Genomic DNA, 16,782 nt, shown 5'->3' on the forward strand with positions numbered 1-16,782 from the left:
TGGACGGGGACACGACATGCTTCTCACCGGACTCGGCCTGGGCGTCGCCCTGGGCTTCACCATGCAGCGGGGCAGGTTCTGCGTCACCGGCGCGTTCCGGGACCTGTGGCTCACGGGCAGCACCCGCTGGCTGACGGCCTTTCTGATCGTCATCGCCGTGCAGAGTGTGGGCGTCTTCGCCCTCGACGCTGCCGGAGTGATCACCCTCGACCCCCAGCCCTTCGCCTGGCTGGCCACGATCATCGGTGCGTTCATCTTCGGGTTCGCCATCGTGCTGGCCGGCGGATGCGCCACGGGCACCTACTACCGCGCCGGCGAGGGTCTGGTGGGCAGTTGGTTCGCCCTGATCTTCTACGCCCTCTTCTCCGCCATCTCGAAGACGGGCGCGTTGTCCGCTCCGGTCGCGGCGCTGCGCGGTATCACCGTGGAGGCCTCCACCATCCACGGAGTCCTCGGCATCTCACCGTGGGTGCTGGTCGCGGTGCTCGTCACCGGCGTCGGCCTGCTCGCCCGGCACCACCTGCGGCTGCGGTCGTCCCGGCCGGTCGCGTCGCTCCCGGCCCGCACGAGCGGCATCCGTCATCTCCTGTTCGAGAAGAAATGGGGCGCGTTCACCACCGCCCTGATCATCGCGCCGCTCGCCATCCTCGCCTGGCCGCTCAGCTGGGCAACCGGGCGCGAGTCCGGGCTCGGTATCACCGGGCCGTCCTCGAACATGGTCAACTACCTCGTGCGCGGTGATCCCCAGTTGATCGACTGGGGAGTGTACCTGGTGATCGGCATCCTGCTCGGCTCGTTCATTGCAGCCAAGGGCAGCGGCGAGTTCCGGGTGCGTCTTCCCGATGTCACCACCACCGTCCGCAGCATCCTCGGCGGGGTGCTGATGGGCGTCGGAGCCAGCCTGGCCGGCGGGTGCACCATCGGCAACGGCATGGTCGACACCGCCACCTTCGGCCTCCAGGGCTGGGTGGCGCTGGTGTTCATGATCATCGGCACCGGCGCCGCGACGCGCCTCTTCATCACCGGGTCCGCGCGGGTCGGGGTCTCCCCCGCTCGCGTTCCCGCCAACCAGTAGCAAGCCCCTAGCCAACCAGGAGAAAGAAGCCCGACATGGCACAGTACGTACTTGAGACCGACGGTCAGGTCTGCCCGTTCCCGCTCGTGGAGGCCGGAGCCGCAATCGAGAAGCTCGACCTCGGCGACGAGCTCACCATCAACTTCGACTGCACGCAGGCGACGGATGCCCTGCCACGCTGGGCGGCGGAGAGCGGCTACCCGGTCACCCACTTCGATCGCGTTGGAGAAGCCCACTGGACCATCACGGTGCAGAAGGCCTGATCGGAGCGCCGGGCGCGCGGCAGGGCGGCTAGACCGCCAGGTGCAGCGCGGCCGGCGCGGCGCGGCGGGCGATCGCCACCTCGATCAACTCATCAATCAACTGCGGGTAGGTGAAGCCACTGGCCAGCCAGCAGCTCGGGAACATCGAGATGGGGGTGAACCCGGGCATGGTGTTGATCTCGTTGATCACCCAGCCGTCATCGGTGAGAAAGAAGTCCACCCGCGCCAGGCCGGCGCCATCGATCGCGTCGAACGCGCGGATGGCCAGGGCCTGCATCTGGGCGAGTTCCTCGGAGGTGAGGTCGGCCGGGCAGACCAGGTCGATGCCGGACGCACCGAGGTACTTGGCGGCAAAGTCGTAGAAGTCCCGCCCGGTGACCCGAACCTCGCCGGCGACGGATGCCCGCGTCGGCTCGCCAGGACGCCCCTGCAGCACTGCGATCTCGAGTTCGCGTCCGCGCAACCCGGCCTCGATCAGAACCTTGTTGTCCTCGAGCAGAGCAACCCGCATCGCCTCGGCGAGCTGGTCCAGGCTCGACACCCGACTCACGCCCACGCTCGACCCTGCCCGTGCCGGCTTCACGAACACGGGCAGCCCGAGCTCCTCGGCCGCCGCGAACGCCATCCCGGGGGCCTCGACCCAATCGCCGGCGGTGAGGGTACGCCACGGGGCGACCGGGAGGGCAGCCTGCTGGAAAACGGTCTTGGTGAAGTGCTTGTCCATTCCGAGCGCCGACGCGAGCACACCTGAGCCCACGTAGGGCAGCCCGACGAGTTCGAGCAGCCCCTGCACGGTGCCGTCCTCGCCGAACGGGCCGTGCAGGATCGGGAAGACCAGATCGACGTTGCCGAGCGAACGGTAGCCGGCGCCGTCACTGACGGTCAGCTGGCGGCTGAGGCTGCTCTCCGGCCACCGGATGCGGGTGCCGTTGTCGAAGACCTCCGGCAGTTCGGCCGCGTCCAATGTGAACCGGGCCGGGTCATCCGCTTCGAGCACGAAGGCTCCGTCGCGGGTGATGCCGACCGGAATGACGTGGTAGCGGTCGCGGTCAATCGCCGCCAGGACGCCGCCCGCTGTGGCGCAACTGATCGAATGTTCGCTTGACCGACCCCCAAAGAGCAGCGCCACCGTGAGCTTGTTCGTCATCAATCGTCCTTTCGCCCTGCGGCTCCGCTGAGTCCGTGGTCAGGTGCGGGGCGAGATCCCGCGGTTTCAGAGTACCGGCCAGCACCTGGCGGACCTGCTCAACGATGGGCATGTCCACCCCCTTGGCGCGGGCGAGATCGAGAATGGGGCCGACGGACGCAAGACCCTCGGTGGTCTGCTGCATCTGCTTGACGACATCGTTGATGCCGTAGCCCTGGCCGAGGAGCCGGCCGGCGGTGTTGTTGCGCGACAGCGGCGACTGGCAGGTCGCGATCAGGTCGCCCAGGCCGGCCAGGCCAGCCAGCGTCTCCGGATGCGCGCCGTAGGCCACCGCGAAATCGGTCATCTCCACGAGACCGCGGGTGATGATCGACGCCTTCGTGTTCTCCCCGTAGCCGACGCCGTCGACGATGCCGATGGCCACGGCGATGAGGTTCTTCAGCACGCCGCCGAATTCGGTGCCGATGACATCCGTGTTGACGTAGGAGCGGAAGTAGCGGTTGCGGGCCAGCATGGCAACGGCCTGCGCGGTCTCGAGGCTGTTCGAGGAGACCACGGCCGCCGTCGGCTGTTCCTTGGCGATTTCCAGGGCCAGGTTGGGTCCGGAGATCGCCGCGATCAGGTCGGGGTTGATCGGCAGGATCTCGGCGATGATCTGGCTCATGCGCAGGCCGGACCCGCGCTCGACGCCCTTCATCAGCGACACCACGATGGCGCCCGGAGCCAGGAACGGCTCGGCCAGGATCAGGTTCTCGCGCAGCGACTGGCTCGGCACCGATACGAACACCTGCTCGGCGCCGGCGAGGGCCAGGTCGAGCCTCGCGGTGGCCCGCAGGCCCTCCGGCAGGTTGATGCCGGGCAGGTAGTCGCTGTTGCGCCGGGCCTCGGTGATCTCGCGGGCGAGCTCGGGACGGCGGGCCCACAGCACGACGTCGGCCCCGCCGTCGGCCAGGATCTTGGCAAACGTGGTGCCCCAGCTGCCGGCACCGAGAACGGCCACCCGTTTGCCTGGCTGAACCTTAGGCTTCAAAACGTCCGGTCTCTCTCTGATCGTGTTCGGCCGGATTCCAGCGCTTGGACGGCGCCGCCTCACCCCGAAGATCTTCGAGCAACCGGGTGATGGCGGCCATGACGAGCGCGGTGGCCTCGTTGAGCGTCGCCGGGTCGAGGTTGCGGCCCCGGAACTGCGCGAGGTCGAGCGGGTCACCGATCTTGACCAGCACGGTCTTGCGCGGGAACAGGCTCAGCCGCTTCGAGTAGCGCGGCATGATCGCCTGTGCTCCCCAGTGGGCCACCGGCACGATCGGGATACCCTGCTCGAGAGCGATCCGCACGGCGCCGGTCTTGCCACGCATCGGCCACAGCGCGGGGTCGCGGGTCAGCGACCCCTCCGGGTAGACGACGACCATCTGGCCACGTTCTACCAGCCGCTCGGCCGCCTTCACGGGCTCGCTGCCGCGCACGCTGCCGCCGCGCTGCACCGGGATCTGCCCCGACCTGTGCAGCAGCCACCCGATCACCGGGATTTTGAAGACGGATGCCTTCGCCATGAACCGGGGCGCGCGCCCCAGATTCCAGCTCAGCACCCCCATCAGAAGCGGGTCGATCTCGCTGAAGTGGTTGGGCGCCATCACGAACGCTCCCGAGCGGGGGAACTTCGCGGCGTCGGTGACCTTGTACCGCACGGCGAGATTGATCACCGGAAGGATCATCATCGCCAGCACCCAGAACACGGATGGCCGTCGGGTCTCCGAACGCTCCCGCCCGGGGTTCACGACGCCACGAGAGATGTGGGTCTGGGGCGTTGGATCGGACACGGACGCTGGATCGGATGCTGGCACAGCCCAATTATCCTTCGAGATCGAAGTCAGCCCCCAACAGTTGAAGTTTGGTGATGAAGTTCTCGTAGCCGCGGCTGATGATTCCGACGTTGCTGACGGTGGAGGTTCCCTTCGCGGTCAGCGCCGCGATCAGGTGGCTGAAGCCACCGCGCAAATCGGGAACCTCGATGTCGGCGCCGGTCAGTTTCGTCGGCCCGGTGATCACGGCTGAATGGTTGAAGTTGCGCTGGCCGAACCGGCAGGGGTGCCCGCCGAGGCATTCCCGGTGGATCTGGATGGTGGCGCCCATCTCGACGAGAGCGTCCACGAAGCCGAAGCGCTGCTCGTAGACGGTCTCGTGCACGATCGAGACGCCGTGCGCGTGGGTCAAGGCGATCACGAGCGGCTGCTGCCAGTCCGTCATGAAGCCGGGGTGCACATCCGTCTCGATGATGACGGGCTTGAGGTCGCCGCCCGGGTGGTAGAACCGGATGCCGTCGTCTTCGATGTCAAACGCCCCGCCGACCTTGCGGAACACGTTCAGGAACGTCAACATCTCGGGCTGGCGCGCGCCGCCGACGAAGATGTCGCCGTCGGTGGCCAGGGCCGCTGCCGCCCAGCTGGCCGCCTCGTTCCGGTCGAACAGGGCGCGGTGGTTGTAGCCCTCGAGACGCTCGACGCCCTCGATCCGAATCACCCGGTCGGTGTCGACCGTGATGATGGCGCCCATCTTCTGCAGGATGTTGATGAGATCCATGATCTCGGGCTCGATCGCCGCGCCCTTGAGCTCGGTGATGCCCTCCGCGCGCACGGCGGTCAGGAGAACCTGCTCGGTCGCGCCGACGCTCGGGTAGGGCAGGGACACCTTGGTGCCTTTGAGCCCGTTGGGCGCGGACATCCGGATGCCGTTGGGCTGCTTCTCGACGACGGCGCCAAACTTGCGCAGCACGTCCAGGTGGTAGTCGATCGGGCGGTCGCCGATGCGGCAGCCACCGAGATCGGGGATGAACGCCTCGCCGAGGCGGTGCAGCAGAGGGCCGCAGAACAGGATCGGGATGCGCGAGGAACCGGCGTGCGCGTCGATCGCCGCGAAATGCGCGCTCTCGACGTCGACCGGGTCGAGCAGCAGTTCGCCGGGCTCGGCGCCGTCGGTGACCTTGACGCCGTGCACTTCGAGCAGCTGGCGCACAATGCGCACGTCGCTGATGTTCGGCACGTTCTTGAGCGTGCTGGGGCTCTCCCCGAGAAGGGCCGCGACCATGGCCTTGGTGACCAGGTTCTTCGCGCCTTTCAGTTCGATCCGGCCGACCAGGGGGATGCCGCCGCGGATGGTGATCCGGTCGCCCTGCAGCCCGACGGCCGCGCCCCAGTTCTGGGCGTTCTCGCGGTTCTGCGCGTCCGACCGGTTCTGGTCGTCTTCACGGTCCTGGGTGATTTCGCTGATGGTGCTCACAAACGTACCTGCCTTGCGGGGAGAGTGCGGGGCCGCCATGGCTCCCGGTGGGATTCGAATTCTGCGATCCGCGCTTCATCGCGCAGGGTGAGGCCGATGTCGTCGAGGCCCTCGAGGAGGCGCCACCGGGTATAGTCATCGATCTCGAACGGAACGGTGAGGGCGCCCACGCGGGCGGTTCTCGACACGAGGTCGACCGTCAGTTCGACTCCGGGACAGGCCTCGATGATGTCCCCCAGGCGCTGGGCGTCGGCCTCGGAGATCTGGCCGGCGAGCAGACCCTGCTTGCCGGCGTTGCCGCGGAAGATGTCGCCGAAGCGGGGGCTGAGGACCACGTCGAAGCCGTAGTCGCGGAGCGCCCAGACGGCGTGCTCCCGCGAGGAGCCGGTGCCGAAGTCGGCGCCGGCAACGAGCACGCGGGCGCCCTCGTAGGCCGGATTGTTGAGTACGAAGTCGGGGTCGGCGCGCCAGCGGGCGAAGAGGGCGTCCTCGAAGCCGGTCTTGGTGACGCGCTTGAGGTAGACGGCGGGGATGATCTGGTCGGTGTCGACGTTGGAGCGGCGCAGTGGAAGCGCGATGCCCGTGACGGTTGTGAACTTTTCCATTACTTACTCGTCTCCATTCTGGACCAGGTCCCACGGGCTCGACAGCGTGCCGCGGATGGCGGTCGCCGCCGCGACCAGCGGGGAGACGAGGTGCGTGCGCCCACCCTTGCCCTGACGACCCTCGAAATTGCGGTTGCTCGTGGAAGCGCACCGCTCGCCGGGAGCGAGCTGGTCGGGGTTCATGCCGAGGCACATCGAACAGCCGGCGAAGCGCCATTCGGCGCCGAAGTCGGTGAAGATCTTATCGAGGCCCTCCGCCTCGGCCTCGATGCGCACCCGCGCAGAACCGGGCACCACCAGCATCCGCACGCCGGGGGCCAGGCTATGGCCCTGGATGATGTTGGCGGCGGCGCGCAGGTCCTCCACCCGGCTGTTGGTGCAGGAGCCGAGGAAGACGGTGTCTACCCGGATCTCCTTCATCGGGGTGCCAGCCGCCAGGTCCATGTACTCGAGGGCGCGTTCGGCGGCCGAGCGCTCGTTCGCGTCGATGATTCCGGACGGGTCCGGCACGGTATCGCTCAGGGATACGCCCTGCCCGGGGTTGGTGCCCCAGGTCACGAAGGGTTCGAGAGTGTCGGCGTCGAGCAGCACCTCGGCGTCGAACACGGCGCCGTCGTCGGTGGCGAGGGTGTCCCAGTAGCTGACCGCGTCGAGCCAATCCTGGCCTGCCGGGGCATGTGCGCGACCCTGAAGGTAGTCGTAGGTGATCGCATCCGGGGCCACCATGCCCGCGCGGGCGCCGGCCTCGATCGACATGTTGCAGATGGTCATGCGACCCTCCATGGAGAGGGCGCGGATGGCGCTGCCGCGGTATTCGAGCACGTAGCCCTGGCCACCGCCGGTGCCGATCTTCGCGATCACGGCGAGGATGATGTCTTTGGCCGTCACGCCGGGGCGGAGAGTGCCGTCGACGGTGATCGCCATGGTCTTGAAGGGTGTCAGAGGCAGAGTCTGGGTGGCCATCACGTGCTCTACCTCGCTCGTGCCGATGCCGAGCGCCATGGCCCCGAAGGCGCCGTGGGTGGAGGTATGAGAGTCGCCGCAGACGACGGTGATGCCCGGCTGGGTCAGGCCCAGCTGCGGACCGACGACGTGCACGATGCCCTGCTCGATGTCGCCGAGCGAGTGCAGGCGAATGCCGAATTCCTCGCAGTTGCGCCGCAACGTCTCGATCTGGGTGCGGCTGGTGAGGTCGGCGATGGGCTGGTCGATCGCCAGGGTCGGCGTGTTGTGGTCTTCCGTGGCGATGGTGAGATCGGGGCGGCGCAGAGGGCGTCCGGCCAGACGCAGCCCGTCGAAGGCCTGCGGGCTGGTGACCTCGTGCACGAGGTGCAGGTCGATGTAGATCAGGTCGGGCGTGCCGTCTTCGCCCTTGGCGACGAGGTGTTTGTCCCAAACCTTTTCGGCCAGAGTACGCGGACGTTCGTCCAGCAGTGGTGCATCAGTCATGTGTGTGCGTCTTCCTCAACGATGGGTATGCAGCCAACCAGCAACTCCACGACGAGAGAGGCCTCAGAACTGGGACTCGTCGCGGCAGAGCAGAGGGAGTCGACGCAGCAGCACCCTGACAGGCTAACACTGTGCGTGTGCGAGCTCTGCCTAACGCCCCTCGTTCGAGGGTGCTTTCCGCTGTGTCCACGACGTCACTCTATCTGTGGCTCGCTGCTTCGTTCGTGTCGGCGGTGTCGTCCTGCCCGGGTTTGCCCAGTTCCGACTCCACATAGACGACCGTCACGTTGTCGTGTCCGCCGCGGGCCAAAGCCGCGTCGACGAGCACGTCTGCACGGGACCGGCTGGGCAAGCTATCACCGGCATAGGATGCCAGGATCCTCGCAATCTCGGCCGCGCCGAGTTCCTTGGTCAGTCCGTCGGAGCAGATCAGGAACGCGTGCCGCCCGGACGCCGGTAGCAGCCACACGTCGGCGTCCACGGACTCGTCGGCGCCGATCGCGCGGGTGATCACGTTGCGTTCCGGATGCTGCTCCGCCTCGTCACGGGAAATGAGACCCGCGTCGACCATCTCCTGCACCGCGGAATGGTCGACGCTCAGCTGCGCCAACGTGTGCCCGTCCCAGGTGTAGACCCGCGAGTCGCCGACGTTGAAGGCCATCCAGTGGAAGCCGACGTCGTCGCCGGCGTCGACGAACGCGATGCCCGACAGCGTCGTGCCGGACACCGCGGTGCCGTAGTCGTCGACGGCGCTGAGGTCGCGCACCGCATCATTCGACGAGTGGATGGCGTCGAGCACGCGTTCCGGGGTCGACGGTGCGTCGCAGGCGATGTGTTCCTCGAAGACCCGCACGACCGTCTGGCTGGCCACGTCGCCCTGGGCATGACCACCCATGCCGTCGGCGACCAGGAAGACCGGGGCCTGGGCCAGGAAGCTGTCCTCGTTGACCTTGCGCTCGCGGCCGACGTCGCTCCGGGCACTGAACACGAACCGCACCCGGTTTGCGGGGAGCACCAGTTCGCTCTCACTCTGCGAGGCCACGTCAGCTCCTGTGTTCAAGGGCGTGCGAGGCACGTCGGCGAATGTCACTCCTCGACGTAGTGGGGGGTCTCCTCGGCGAGGGTGTGACCGCGCCGGCGAGCATCCCGCCGAGCCTTGATCAGGCTGGCGATGGTGGCCACGGCCATGGAGACCACGATCACCCCGAGCGAAGTCCAGGTGTCGATCTCCGGAGCCCAGCCCACGCCCTCGCCGCCGTTGATGAAGAAGACCTCATTGTTATGCAGGGCATGGAAGACAAGCTTGACGCCGATGAAGAACAGGATGAATGCGATCCCGTACTTGAGGTATTCGAGGCGTTCGAGCAGCCCGCCCAGCAGGAAGTACAGCTGACGCAGCCCCATCAGGGCGAACACGTTCGCGGTGAACACGATGAAGGGGCTCTGCGTGATGCCGAAGATCGCCGGAATGGAGTCGAGGGCGAAGACCAGGTCGGTGGTGCCGATCGCGAGGAGCACGATCAGCATGGGGGTGAAGACCTTCTTGCCGTCGACCAGGGTGCGCAACTTAGAACCCTCGAAGTTCGACGAGATGTTCATGTGCCGGCGCAGGTAGCGGATCAGGCCATTGTCGGCCTCGTCCACGTCGGACTCTTTCGCGACCGCTTGGTGCACGGCCGTGTAGAGAAGGAACGCGCCGAAGATGTAGAAGATCCAGCTGAAGTTCTCGATCAGCTGGGCTCCGAGCAGGATGAAGATGCCGCGCAGCACCAGCGCGATGATGATGCCCACGATCAGCACCTCCTGCTGGTACTTCCGGGGCACCGAGAACCTCGCCATGATGATGACGAAAACGAACAGGTTGTCGATGCTGAGGCTGTACTCCGTGAGCCAGCCGGCGAGGAACTGCCCCGCGTGCTCGGCGTCGCCCAGAACCAGCATCAGCAGGGCGAAGATCAGGGCCAGTCCCACGTAGAAGGCAACCCACAGGCTGGCCTCGCGCATCGAGGGTACGTGCGGCCGCTTGAAGACGATGAGGAGATCGGCAACCAGGATGAGCGTCAGGACGACGAGCGACCCGATCTCAAACCAGAGCGGGAGAGCAATTTCCATGCGTGTAGAGCCTTTCACGGAAGGGAATGCTGGAGGCAGCAGGAAACCTGAAAGTCTCTCCCGTATCGATGGGTCGATACCGCCGTGCCGGGCCCCTGCGACGCGGCCCGTGCTGACGTCCACGGCGAAGTGCCCGAAACGGGCACAGGGATACTCCCCTTCACTCGGTGGAGTCTACCGGGGGTCTCGCTTAAACAAGACACCCGGTGCCCCTCGAAAATAAGGAAATCGGGCTGTTGTGACCCCAGCGGGATTCGAACCCGCGTTACCGCCGTGAGAGGGCGATGTCCTAGGCCGCTAAACGATGGGGCCGTTTTGCAACTCACCTAATATGCCACACGCCCACAGCTAAAACCAAACTGAGCGGCTCAGGCGTGGACGAGCAGAGCTCCGGGTACCACGTCGACCTGCACCGGCATTGCCCCGACCCGCTCCCCGTCGGCGTAGGCGGCGACCCTGTCGGCGTCGATCCGGATGCTGCGACACCGGGTGATTTCCACCTGCGGCAAGGTTGTATGCGTGCCCGAGAATACCTTCGGGAAGACGCGGAGGAAACCCGCCCGCGACAGCGGGGCCACGATGAAGAGGTCCAGCAGGCCGTCGTCGATCACCGCACCCGGAACGATGCGCATGCCGCCGCCGATCGACACGTTGTTGGCGACGGAGATCGACATGGCGCGCACCCGGCGTGGCCGGCCGTCGACCGTCAGCCGGTAGGAGATGGGCCGAAACGTCGTCAGAACCAGCAGCATGGCCAGGGTGTAGCGGCTCTTCCCGCGGGGCCGGCGCATCCGGTTGGCCCGTTCGTTGACCACGGCGTCGAACCCGGCCGAAAGCACGCCAGCGGACCAGATCGTCGTGTCGCCGCACCGCACCCGGGCGGCGTCTATGGCGCGCGGCGGGCGGGTGAGGGCATCGAGCAGGTGACGGATGGCGGCATCCGTGTCGTCGACCGGGATCCCCAGCCCGCGCGCGAGGTCGTTGCCCGTGCCGCACGGCACGATGGCCAGGGGTCGACTCGTGCCGGCCAGGAGGTTGGTGCCGAGGCTGACCATCCCGTCGCCGCCGACGACCACGAGAGCGTCAACCCGAGACACCAGGGCGCCCTGGACGTCGCGGCGAAGCGCGTCGAAGCTGGGGGCGCTCACACTGGTCGTCTGGTGGCCGCCCGCGACCAAGGCCTGGGCAACCCGAGGGCCGACGTCGCTGCGGCGGCCGAAAGCGGCGGCGGCGTTGATGGCGACGACGAGGTGGAGACATGGAGGCACCGCTCCAGTATGGCCTCAGCTTGCAGCGCTCTGAGATTGGGTATTAGCTCAATTCATGAAACTGACGAAACTCGAGCACGCGGCCTTGATTCTCGACAAGGCCGGCCAGAAGTTGTTCATCGATCCCGGCTCGTTCACAAGCCCGCTCACCGACACCGCCCGGGCCGCCGCCGTCGTGCTCACCCACGAGCACCCCGACCACTGGACCCCGGAACAGCTGGACCGCATCATCGCCCTGAACCCCGACGTGGCGATCTTCGCCCCGGCCGGGGTCGCCGCCGCCGCCGCCGGCTATCCCGTGACCGTGGTCAGCGCCGGCGACATGGTAGAGGCCGGGCCGTTTCGGCTGCGCTTCTTCGGCGGCACGCACGCCATCATCCACACAACGATCCCGGTGATCGACAACCTCGGCGTACTCGTCGACGAGGAGCTCTACTACGGCGGTGACTCGTTTGCGATTCCGGAAGGCGTGACAGTGCAGACCCTCGCCGTTCCGGCCGGCGCGCCCTGGCTCAAGATCAGCGAGGTGATGGACTACGTGCTGGCCCTCGAGCCGCGCCGCACCTTCCCCACCCACGAAATGGGACTCTCCCGGGGTGGCAAGGAACTTTCCAATGCCCGGATTCAGTGGGCCACCGAGCAGAACGGTGGCGAGTTCTTCCCGCTCGAGCCGAACGAGTCCCTCGACCTGTGATGTTTGGCACTCCTTTCGGGGGGTAGCCCTGTAGGAATCCCACAAACGATATATAGTCAGCGCGGAATGCGTTAGCCCTGGCCCCGAACTTTTCCGGGCTTCGGTTCGTGGCCTCTCCCCACTGCTACGGTCGTGTCACTTCGGCGTTCCGCCGTGCCGCGCGGCCGTGAACCACCGGCCGCGACGTCGGAGTCTGACCGCGCACCGCACACCACACCACGCGAGTTCCGGCATGCCCGCATGCCCGCTCACGTCTTTCAAGGAGCCTCAATGACGAGATCTGACCGTGCACTATCCCGCCCAGGCACCATTGGCATTCGCTCCACTGTGGCCGGGCTCAGCCTCATGCTGGTCATGCTGCTGACGTTCTTCTTCCTGACCACCGGGCGGCTGGCCAGCGGCGCCGGAGAACTCTCCACCGGAGCCGTCACGGTCGAAGCCGGCTCACTGAAAGTCACCGGCGGCGCGGCGCAACTCGCCGTGGGCGCCGAAACGCTGTCGGAGGGCGCGGCCGCCGCGGCCGCCGGTGCGGCCGACCTCCAGGCCGGGGCGACCCGGGCCAACACGGGCGCCGTCAGCCTGGCGACAGGTGCGGCGAACGCTTCGGCCGGCGCCGGCACCCTCCTCGACGGAGCACTCACGAGCGTCAGCGGCAGCACCAGGCTGGTGCTCGGCGCCGAATCGGCCGCACGGGGCGCGGAGACGCTGTCCGCCGGCGCCGCCACCGCCGCCAGCGGAGCGAGCGCTCTCGCCACCGGTGCCGGAGCTACTGCGACCGGTGCGGCGACTCTCGCCGCCGGCGTCGCCACGACAGGGACCGGCGCCATGAAGGTCTCCGCCGGCGCAACGCAGGTTGCCGCGGGTGCGGCAACCCTGGCCACCGGCGCCGGCCAGGCAGCCCTCGGCGCCAGAACTGCTCGCGACGGCTCGGTCCTGCTCGCCGTGGGAACGGCATCCGCCGCCCAGGGCACGAACCAGGCCCGGCGCGGCGCCGAGGCCCTCGCGCTGGGGGCCACCGAACTCAGCGACGGAGCTAGCCGCGTCGCTGCGGGCGCCATGAGGCTGGATGCCGCCCTCGCCACCCTGGCCGACCAGGTCGAGGCGGACACGATCACCCCGGACGCCCTTCTGGCCACTCTCCAGGGGCTGAGCTCCGCCGCCTCCAGCCTGCACACGGGCACCACGGGGGTTGAGTCCGGGGCTGTTGCCCTTCGGGACGGTTCGGCCGTCCTCCGTGACGCATTGACGCCCCTGAGCGAGGGCACTGCGGTGCTCCAGACGAGATCCGCAGAACTGCGCGACGGGCTCACAACCCTCGCCGCCGGCGCGGCCCAGGTGTCTGGCGGAGCTACCGCGGTGGCCGCGGGGACAGGTGCCGTCGCGACGGGGGCCTCGGAACTCCAGGTCGGTACGCAGGCCCTCACCGCCGGTTCCGAACGGGTTGCGGCCGGCACCAGCGCGGTTTCCACCGGTGCAAGCTCGCTCCAGGGCGGCACCAGCCGAGTAGCCGCCGGCGCCTCGTCGTTGTTCACGGGAGCGACGACCCTGGCGACTGGCGCCGTGAGTCTCGCCGACGGCGCAACCCGCATCTCGATCGGCGCCGGGTCATTGACCGACGGCACGCAGACCCTCGCGGCGGGGGCATCCACGCTGGTCACCGGCACCACTGCGCTCGAAACCGGGTCCACCGCCCTGGCCGTGGGCACCGAGAAGGTATCGGACGGCTCCGGGACGCTCCTGGACGGCGCGAACACGCTCGCCGCCGGCACCGCCGAGCTGAGCGCCGGCTATGCCAAGGTCGCCGCGGGTTCAGGCAAGCTGGCCGATGGCGCCGAGACGCTGAGCTTCAATCGCGCGGCTCCCGGGATCATGGTCCTGATCGGATTGGTCCTGGCAGGGACAACCGTCTGGCTGATCCGTCGCCTGAGAATAGTGCGCTGACCGAGAACCGATCGGCAGCGGGGCCCGGATCCACTGATCCGGGCCCTGCCCTGTCCGGCCGAAGACCACAGAAGGAGATGCACCGCCCCTGCACAGGGCGCACCCAGCTAGCGGGGCATCGGTGCAGCTACCGTAATTGTGATGTCTCTGCAGACGTGCGACCCGATGACTAGTCCCCGAAGGAGGCTGCCCCTATGACTGTTCCCGTTCTCTCGGCCCAGAACATCGGCAAGTCCTATGGGAGCGGGGCGAACCGTTTCGACGCGCTTAAGGGAGTCTCCGTCGACATCCGCGCCGGTGAATCCGTCGCCATCGTCGGCAAGAGCGGGTCCGGCAAGTCCACGCTCATGCACCTGCTGGCGCTGCTGGACGACCCGGACAGCGGCGCGCTGCTGGTCGAGGGAACGGATGCGAAGAAGCTCAAGGGCGAGGAGGTGAACCGGCTTCGTAACCAGGACTTCGGGTTCGTCTTCCAGCAGTTCTTCCTCACCGCCAATGCGAGCGTGCTCGAGAATGTCGTGCTCCCCCTGAAGATAGCCGGGGTCAGCCCGAAGGAGCGCAGGGCGCGCGGAATGAAAGCCTTGGAGCAGTTGGAGCTGGCCGACAAGGCGAAGAACAAGGCCAGGAACCTCTCCGGCGGGCAGAAGCAGCGCGCCGTCATCGCCCGGGCCCTGGTCAACAACCCGAAGGTGATCTTCGCGGACGAACCGACCGGCAACCTCGACACGGCCACCGGAGCCGTCGTCGAGGACATCCTCTTCTCCCTCAACAAGGTCAAGGGCATCACGCTCATCATCGTCACCCACGACATCGATCTCGCTGCCCGCTGCGACCGCCAGATCTTCATTCGGGACGGGATCGAGGACCTCACCAGATCTCCTGACGCCATCTCGAAGCCCCAGGGAGCACGCGCATGAAGTTCGTCGACATCATCACAACCGCGATCGCGAACAGTTTACGCAGCAAACTCCGCACCGGCCTGACCGTCATCGCCATCTTCATCGGTGCGTTCACGCTCACCATCACCAGCGGCATCGGCACCGGGGTGACGAGCTACATCAACAGCCAGGTCTCGGCGATCGGTGCGGCGGATGTGCTCACGGTCTCCAAGACCGACGGCGCCGCGGCGACGGAGAGCGACGGACCGGCCGCGTATGACCCGGAGAAGGCCACCACGATCAGCCTGGGCAACGGCTCGCGCCCCGGCAGCACCATCCAGGCGATCACCGACGCCGACCTCGACACGATCAAAGCCACCAGCGGCATCCTCGGCGTCGACCCGGCGGTGCAGGTCACGCCCGACTTCATCGAGTACGACGGCAGCGGAAAATTCGAGCTGATCGTGAACGCGGCCGCCACCCTCACCACGGCCGACCTGGCGGCCGGAGCTCAACTGGACAACGAGAGCGCCACCGACCAGCTTCTGCTGCCGACCACCTACCTCGACGCGCTGGGCTTCAGTACCCCGGAATCGGCCATCGGCCGGACCGTCTCCATCGGCATCACTGATTTCGCGGGCACCCCGCAGCAGGTTCCGGCCACCATCGTCGGCGTGCAGAACGAGACCATCCTTGGCGCTGGGGCCGGCCTCAACCAGCCGCTGACCGACCGGCTGCACGACGTGGAACTCGCCGGCACCCCCGCCGGGGCACCACAGAGCTATGCCAGCGCGACCGCCCGGTTCGACCTGGACGCCTCCGATGAGGAGATCGTCGCGATCAAGGCCGACCTCGCCGACCAGGGCTACGCCTCGCAGACCGTCGCGGACCAGATCGGCTCGTTCGAAACCGTGATCAATGTCATCATCGGCGTGCTCAACGCCTTCGCCGTGATCGCGCTGATCGCCGCCGGCTTCGGCATCATCAACACGCTGCTGATGAGCGTGCAGGAACGCACCCGGGAGATCGGCCTGATGAAGGCTATGGGCATGAACGGCGGCCGTGTCTACGCCCTGTTCAGCACCGAGGCCGTCTTCATCGGCTTCCTGGGCAGCGCCCTGGGCGCGCTCGTGGCGGTGGGCGTCGGCTCGGTGGTCAGCAACATCCTCGCTACCACAGTGTTCGAGAACCTGCCCGGACTTCAGGTCGTGCAGTTCGCGCCGAGTTCGATCGCCGTCATCATCGGCGTCGTCATGTTGATCGCCTTCTTGGCCGGTACCCTGCCCGCCCGGGCCGCGGCGCGGCAGAACCCGATCGACGCCCTGCGGTATGAGTAGCGCGGGCCCGAGCGGTGCGGGCCCGAGCGGCCCCGGTTCGGCCGGCCCCGCCGCCGACCTGGGGCTGCGCGCCCGCAAGCGCGCGGCCACCCAGTCGGCGCTGGAGCGGGCCGCCATCTCGCTGGCCCTCGAGCACGGCTACGACCACGTGACGGTCGACATGATCTGCGAGGCGGCCGTGGTCTCGCCGCGCACCTTCTTCAACTACTTCGGCACGAAGGACGGCGCGTTCCTCGGCGGTACGCCGCCTCAGCCGACGGATGCCGAACACCAGGCGTTCGTGCACGGAACCGGCCGGGACGTGCTGGGCGACCTCGTCGAAATGATCGCTGCCGCCGTGGCCGACCACTCCCCCGACACGGAACTCCTCCGTAACCGCAGGATGCTGATCGAGCGAACCCCGGAACTCCTCACCGGGGAGACGTCCCGCATCGCGGAGCTGGAGGAGCATCTGGTGCAGCTGGTCCTCGACCGCTTCCACGCCCAGGGGCGCACCGAGACGGGCACCCCCGATCTGGCCGACGAGGCCAGAATGGTCGTCGCCCTCGCGGGCAGTGTCATGCGCTACTCGATGCAGAAGTGGTTCTCCGGCGGCTTCACCGGCAGCCCCGGAGAGTTACTGCACCACTCCCTCGCCCTGGTGCAGCGCCTGACGGGGACGGCTGTTCCGGCGCCCCGCTAACGTGCGCCGCAGTGTCGCAGTGTCCGCAACGGGCATCCGTCGTGACGGAATCTCGGAG

At 67.6% G+C, this 16,782-nt stretch carries 16 protein-coding genes and 1 tRNA gene; 7 read left to right on the top strand and 10 right to left on the bottom strand.

The window, feature by feature from the left end; all coding sequences use genetic code 11:
• The first annotated feature begins 16 nt into the window (after window positions 1–16).
• Together E3O18_RS02645 and E3O18_RS02650 are read left to right on the top strand one after the other, a co-directional pair.
• Window positions 17–1,075 carry a YeeE/YedE family protein gene (locus E3O18_RS02645; RefSeq protein ID WP_134394167.1) on the top strand — a complete coding sequence of 353 codons (1,059 nt, stop codon included), beginning with the start codon at window positions 17–19 and terminating at the stop codon, window positions 1,073–1,075.
• 35 nt (window positions 1,076–1,110) lie between these two features.
• Window positions 1,111–1,338 carry a sulfurtransferase TusA family protein gene (locus E3O18_RS02650; protein WP_134394168.1) on the top strand — a complete coding sequence of 76 codons (228 nt, stop codon included), beginning with the start codon at window positions 1,111–1,113 and terminating at the stop codon, window positions 1,336–1,338.
• A gap of 28 nt (window positions 1,339–1,366) precedes the next feature.
• Here the strand turns inward: E3O18_RS02650 and E3O18_RS02655 are convergent, their stop codons facing one another.
• The 10 genes from E3O18_RS02655 to E3O18_RS02700 all read right to left on the bottom strand — a co-directional run bounded on the left by E3O18_RS02655 (window position 1,367) and on the right by E3O18_RS02700 (window position 11,192).
• A complete protein-coding gene (locus E3O18_RS02655; RefSeq protein WP_134394169.1) occupies window positions 1,367–2,485 on the bottom strand; it encodes a D-alanine--D-alanine ligase family protein in 1,119 nt (372 codons plus the stop codon).
• Window positions 2,388–3,485, bottom strand: coding sequence for an NAD(P)H-dependent glycerol-3-phosphate dehydrogenase (locus E3O18_RS02660; protein ID WP_104103030.1), 1,098 nt, complete (start codon window positions 3,483–3,485; stop codon window positions 2,388–2,390). Before E3O18_RS02660 ends, E3O18_RS02655 begins: the two co-directional genes overlap by 98 nt.
• Before the next feature lie 19 nt (window positions 3,486–3,504).
• Complete coding sequence (locus E3O18_RS02665; protein ID WP_241976563.1) at window positions 3,505–4,200, bottom strand: lysophospholipid acyltransferase family protein; 696 nt, start codon at window positions 4,198–4,200, stop codon at window positions 3,505–3,507.
• Between the two features lie 133 nt (window positions 4,201–4,333).
• On the bottom strand, window positions 4,334–5,656 hold the full coding sequence (gene murA / locus E3O18_RS02670; RefSeq protein WP_233194190.1) for a UDP-N-acetylglucosamine 1-carboxyvinyltransferase: 1,323 nt from the start codon (window positions 5,654–5,656) through the stop codon (window positions 4,334–4,336).
• A 98-nt stretch (window positions 5,657–5,754) separates the two neighbouring features.
• Complete coding sequence (gene leuD / locus E3O18_RS02675; protein WP_134394170.1) at window positions 5,755–6,363, bottom strand: 3-isopropylmalate dehydratase small subunit; 609 nt, start codon at window positions 6,361–6,363, stop codon at window positions 5,755–5,757.
• Between the two features lie 3 nt (window positions 6,364–6,366).
• Window positions 6,367–7,812 (bottom strand): 3-isopropylmalate dehydratase large subunit, encoded by a 1,446-nt coding sequence (gene leuC, locus E3O18_RS02680; protein WP_134394171.1) that lies wholly within the window; start codon window positions 7,810–7,812, stop codon window positions 6,367–6,369.
• Window positions 7,813–8,011: 199 nt separating this feature from the next.
• Window positions 8,012–8,854, bottom strand: a complete 843-nt coding sequence (locus E3O18_RS02685; protein WP_241976556.1) for a protein phosphatase 2C domain-containing protein — start codon at window positions 8,852–8,854, stop codon at window positions 8,012–8,014.
• 44 nt (window positions 8,855–8,898) lie between these two features.
• Window positions 8,899–9,924, bottom strand: a complete 1,026-nt coding sequence (locus tag E3O18_RS02690; RefSeq protein ID WP_134417392.1) for a TerC family protein — start codon at window positions 9,922–9,924, stop codon at window positions 8,899–8,901.
• Between the two features lie 239 nt (window positions 9,925–10,163).
• Window positions 10,164–10,236: transfer RNA gene (locus E3O18_RS02695), tRNA-Glu, on the bottom strand.
• Window positions 10,237–10,292: 56 nt separating this feature from the next.
• Window positions 10,293–11,192, bottom strand: a complete 900-nt coding sequence (locus tag E3O18_RS02700; RefSeq protein WP_134394173.1) for a diacylglycerol kinase family protein — start codon at window positions 11,190–11,192, stop codon at window positions 10,293–10,295.
• A gap of 55 nt (window positions 11,193–11,247) precedes the next feature.
• On the opposite strand from E3O18_RS02700, the gene E3O18_RS02705 reads away from it, so the two are divergent.
• From E3O18_RS02705 to E3O18_RS02725, 5 genes are all read left to right on the top strand, one after another.
• Window positions 11,248–11,886, top strand: coding sequence for an MBL fold metallo-hydrolase (locus E3O18_RS02705; protein ID WP_134394174.1), 639 nt, complete (start codon window positions 11,248–11,250; stop codon window positions 11,884–11,886).
• A gap of 270 nt (window positions 11,887–12,156) precedes the next feature.
• A complete protein-coding gene (locus E3O18_RS02710) occupies window positions 12,157–13,827 on the top strand; it encodes a hypothetical protein (RefSeq protein WP_166784591.1) in 1,671 nt (556 codons plus the stop codon).
• A gap of 194 nt (window positions 13,828–14,021) precedes the next feature.
• Complete coding sequence (locus E3O18_RS02715) at window positions 14,022–14,744, top strand: ABC transporter ATP-binding protein (RefSeq protein WP_134399298.1); 723 nt, start codon at window positions 14,022–14,024, stop codon at window positions 14,742–14,744.
• On the top strand, window positions 14,741–16,042 hold the full coding sequence (locus E3O18_RS02720; protein ID WP_134394177.1) for an ABC transporter permease: 1,302 nt from the start codon (window positions 14,741–14,743) through the stop codon (window positions 16,040–16,042). Before E3O18_RS02715 ends, E3O18_RS02720 begins: the two co-directional genes overlap by 4 nt.
• Window positions 16,035–16,724: a TetR/AcrR family transcriptional regulator gene (locus E3O18_RS02725; protein ID WP_134417394.1), complete on the top strand. Its 690-nt coding sequence runs from the start codon at window positions 16,035–16,037 to the stop codon at window positions 16,722–16,724. Before E3O18_RS02720 ends, E3O18_RS02725 begins: the two co-directional genes overlap by 8 nt.
• The last annotated feature ends 58 nt before the right edge of the window (window positions 16,725–16,782 follow it).

The organism is Cryobacterium sp. TMT2-42-4, assembly GCF_004402645.1.
In the GTDB taxonomy this organism is placed as follows: Bacteria; Actinomycetota; Actinomycetes; order Actinomycetales; family Microbacteriaceae; genus Cryobacterium; species Cryobacterium sandaracinum.

Coding starts and splice junctions, on each gene's coding strand:
- E3O18_RS02655 (WP_134394169.1), bottom strand. CDS start 2,485: ATGACGAACAAGCTCACGGTGGCGCTGCTCTTTGGGGGTCGGTCAAGC.
- E3O18_RS02715 (WP_134399298.1), top strand. CDS start 14,022: ATGACTGTTCCCGTTCTCTCGGCCCAGAACATCGGCAAGTCCTATGGG.
- E3O18_RS02645 (WP_134394167.1), top strand. CDS start 17: ATGCTTCTCACCGGACTCGGCCTGGGCGTCGCCCTGGGCTTCACCATG.
- E3O18_RS02720 (WP_134394177.1), top strand. CDS start 14,741: ATGAAGTTCGTCGACATCATCACAACCGCGATCGCGAACAGTTTACGC.
- leuD (WP_134394170.1), bottom strand. CDS start 6,363: ATGGAAAAGTTCACAACCGTCACGGGCATCGCGCTTCCACTGCGCCGC.
- E3O18_RS02690 (WP_134417392.1), bottom strand. CDS start 9,924: ATGGAAATTGCTCTCCCGCTCTGGTTTGAGATCGGGTCGCTCGTCGTC.
- E3O18_RS02650 (WP_134394168.1), top strand. CDS start 1,111: ATGGCACAGTACGTACTTGAGACCGACGGTCAGGTCTGCCCGTTCCCG.
- leuC (WP_134394171.1), bottom strand. CDS start 7,812: ATGACTGATGCACCACTGCTGGACGAACGTCCGCGTACTCTGGCCGAA.
- E3O18_RS02710 (WP_166784591.1), top strand. CDS start 12,157: ATGACGAGATCTGACCGTGCACTATCCCGCCCAGGCACCATTGGCATT.
- E3O18_RS02705 (WP_134394174.1), top strand. CDS start 11,248: ATGAAACTGACGAAACTCGAGCACGCGGCCTTGATTCTCGACAAGGCC.
- E3O18_RS02665 (WP_241976563.1), bottom strand. CDS start 4,200: ATGATGATCCTTCCGGTGATCAATCTCGCCGTGCGGTACAAGGTCACC.
- E3O18_RS02725 (WP_134417394.1), top strand. CDS start 16,035: ATGAGTAGCGCGGGCCCGAGCGGTGCGGGCCCGAGCGGCCCCGGTTCG.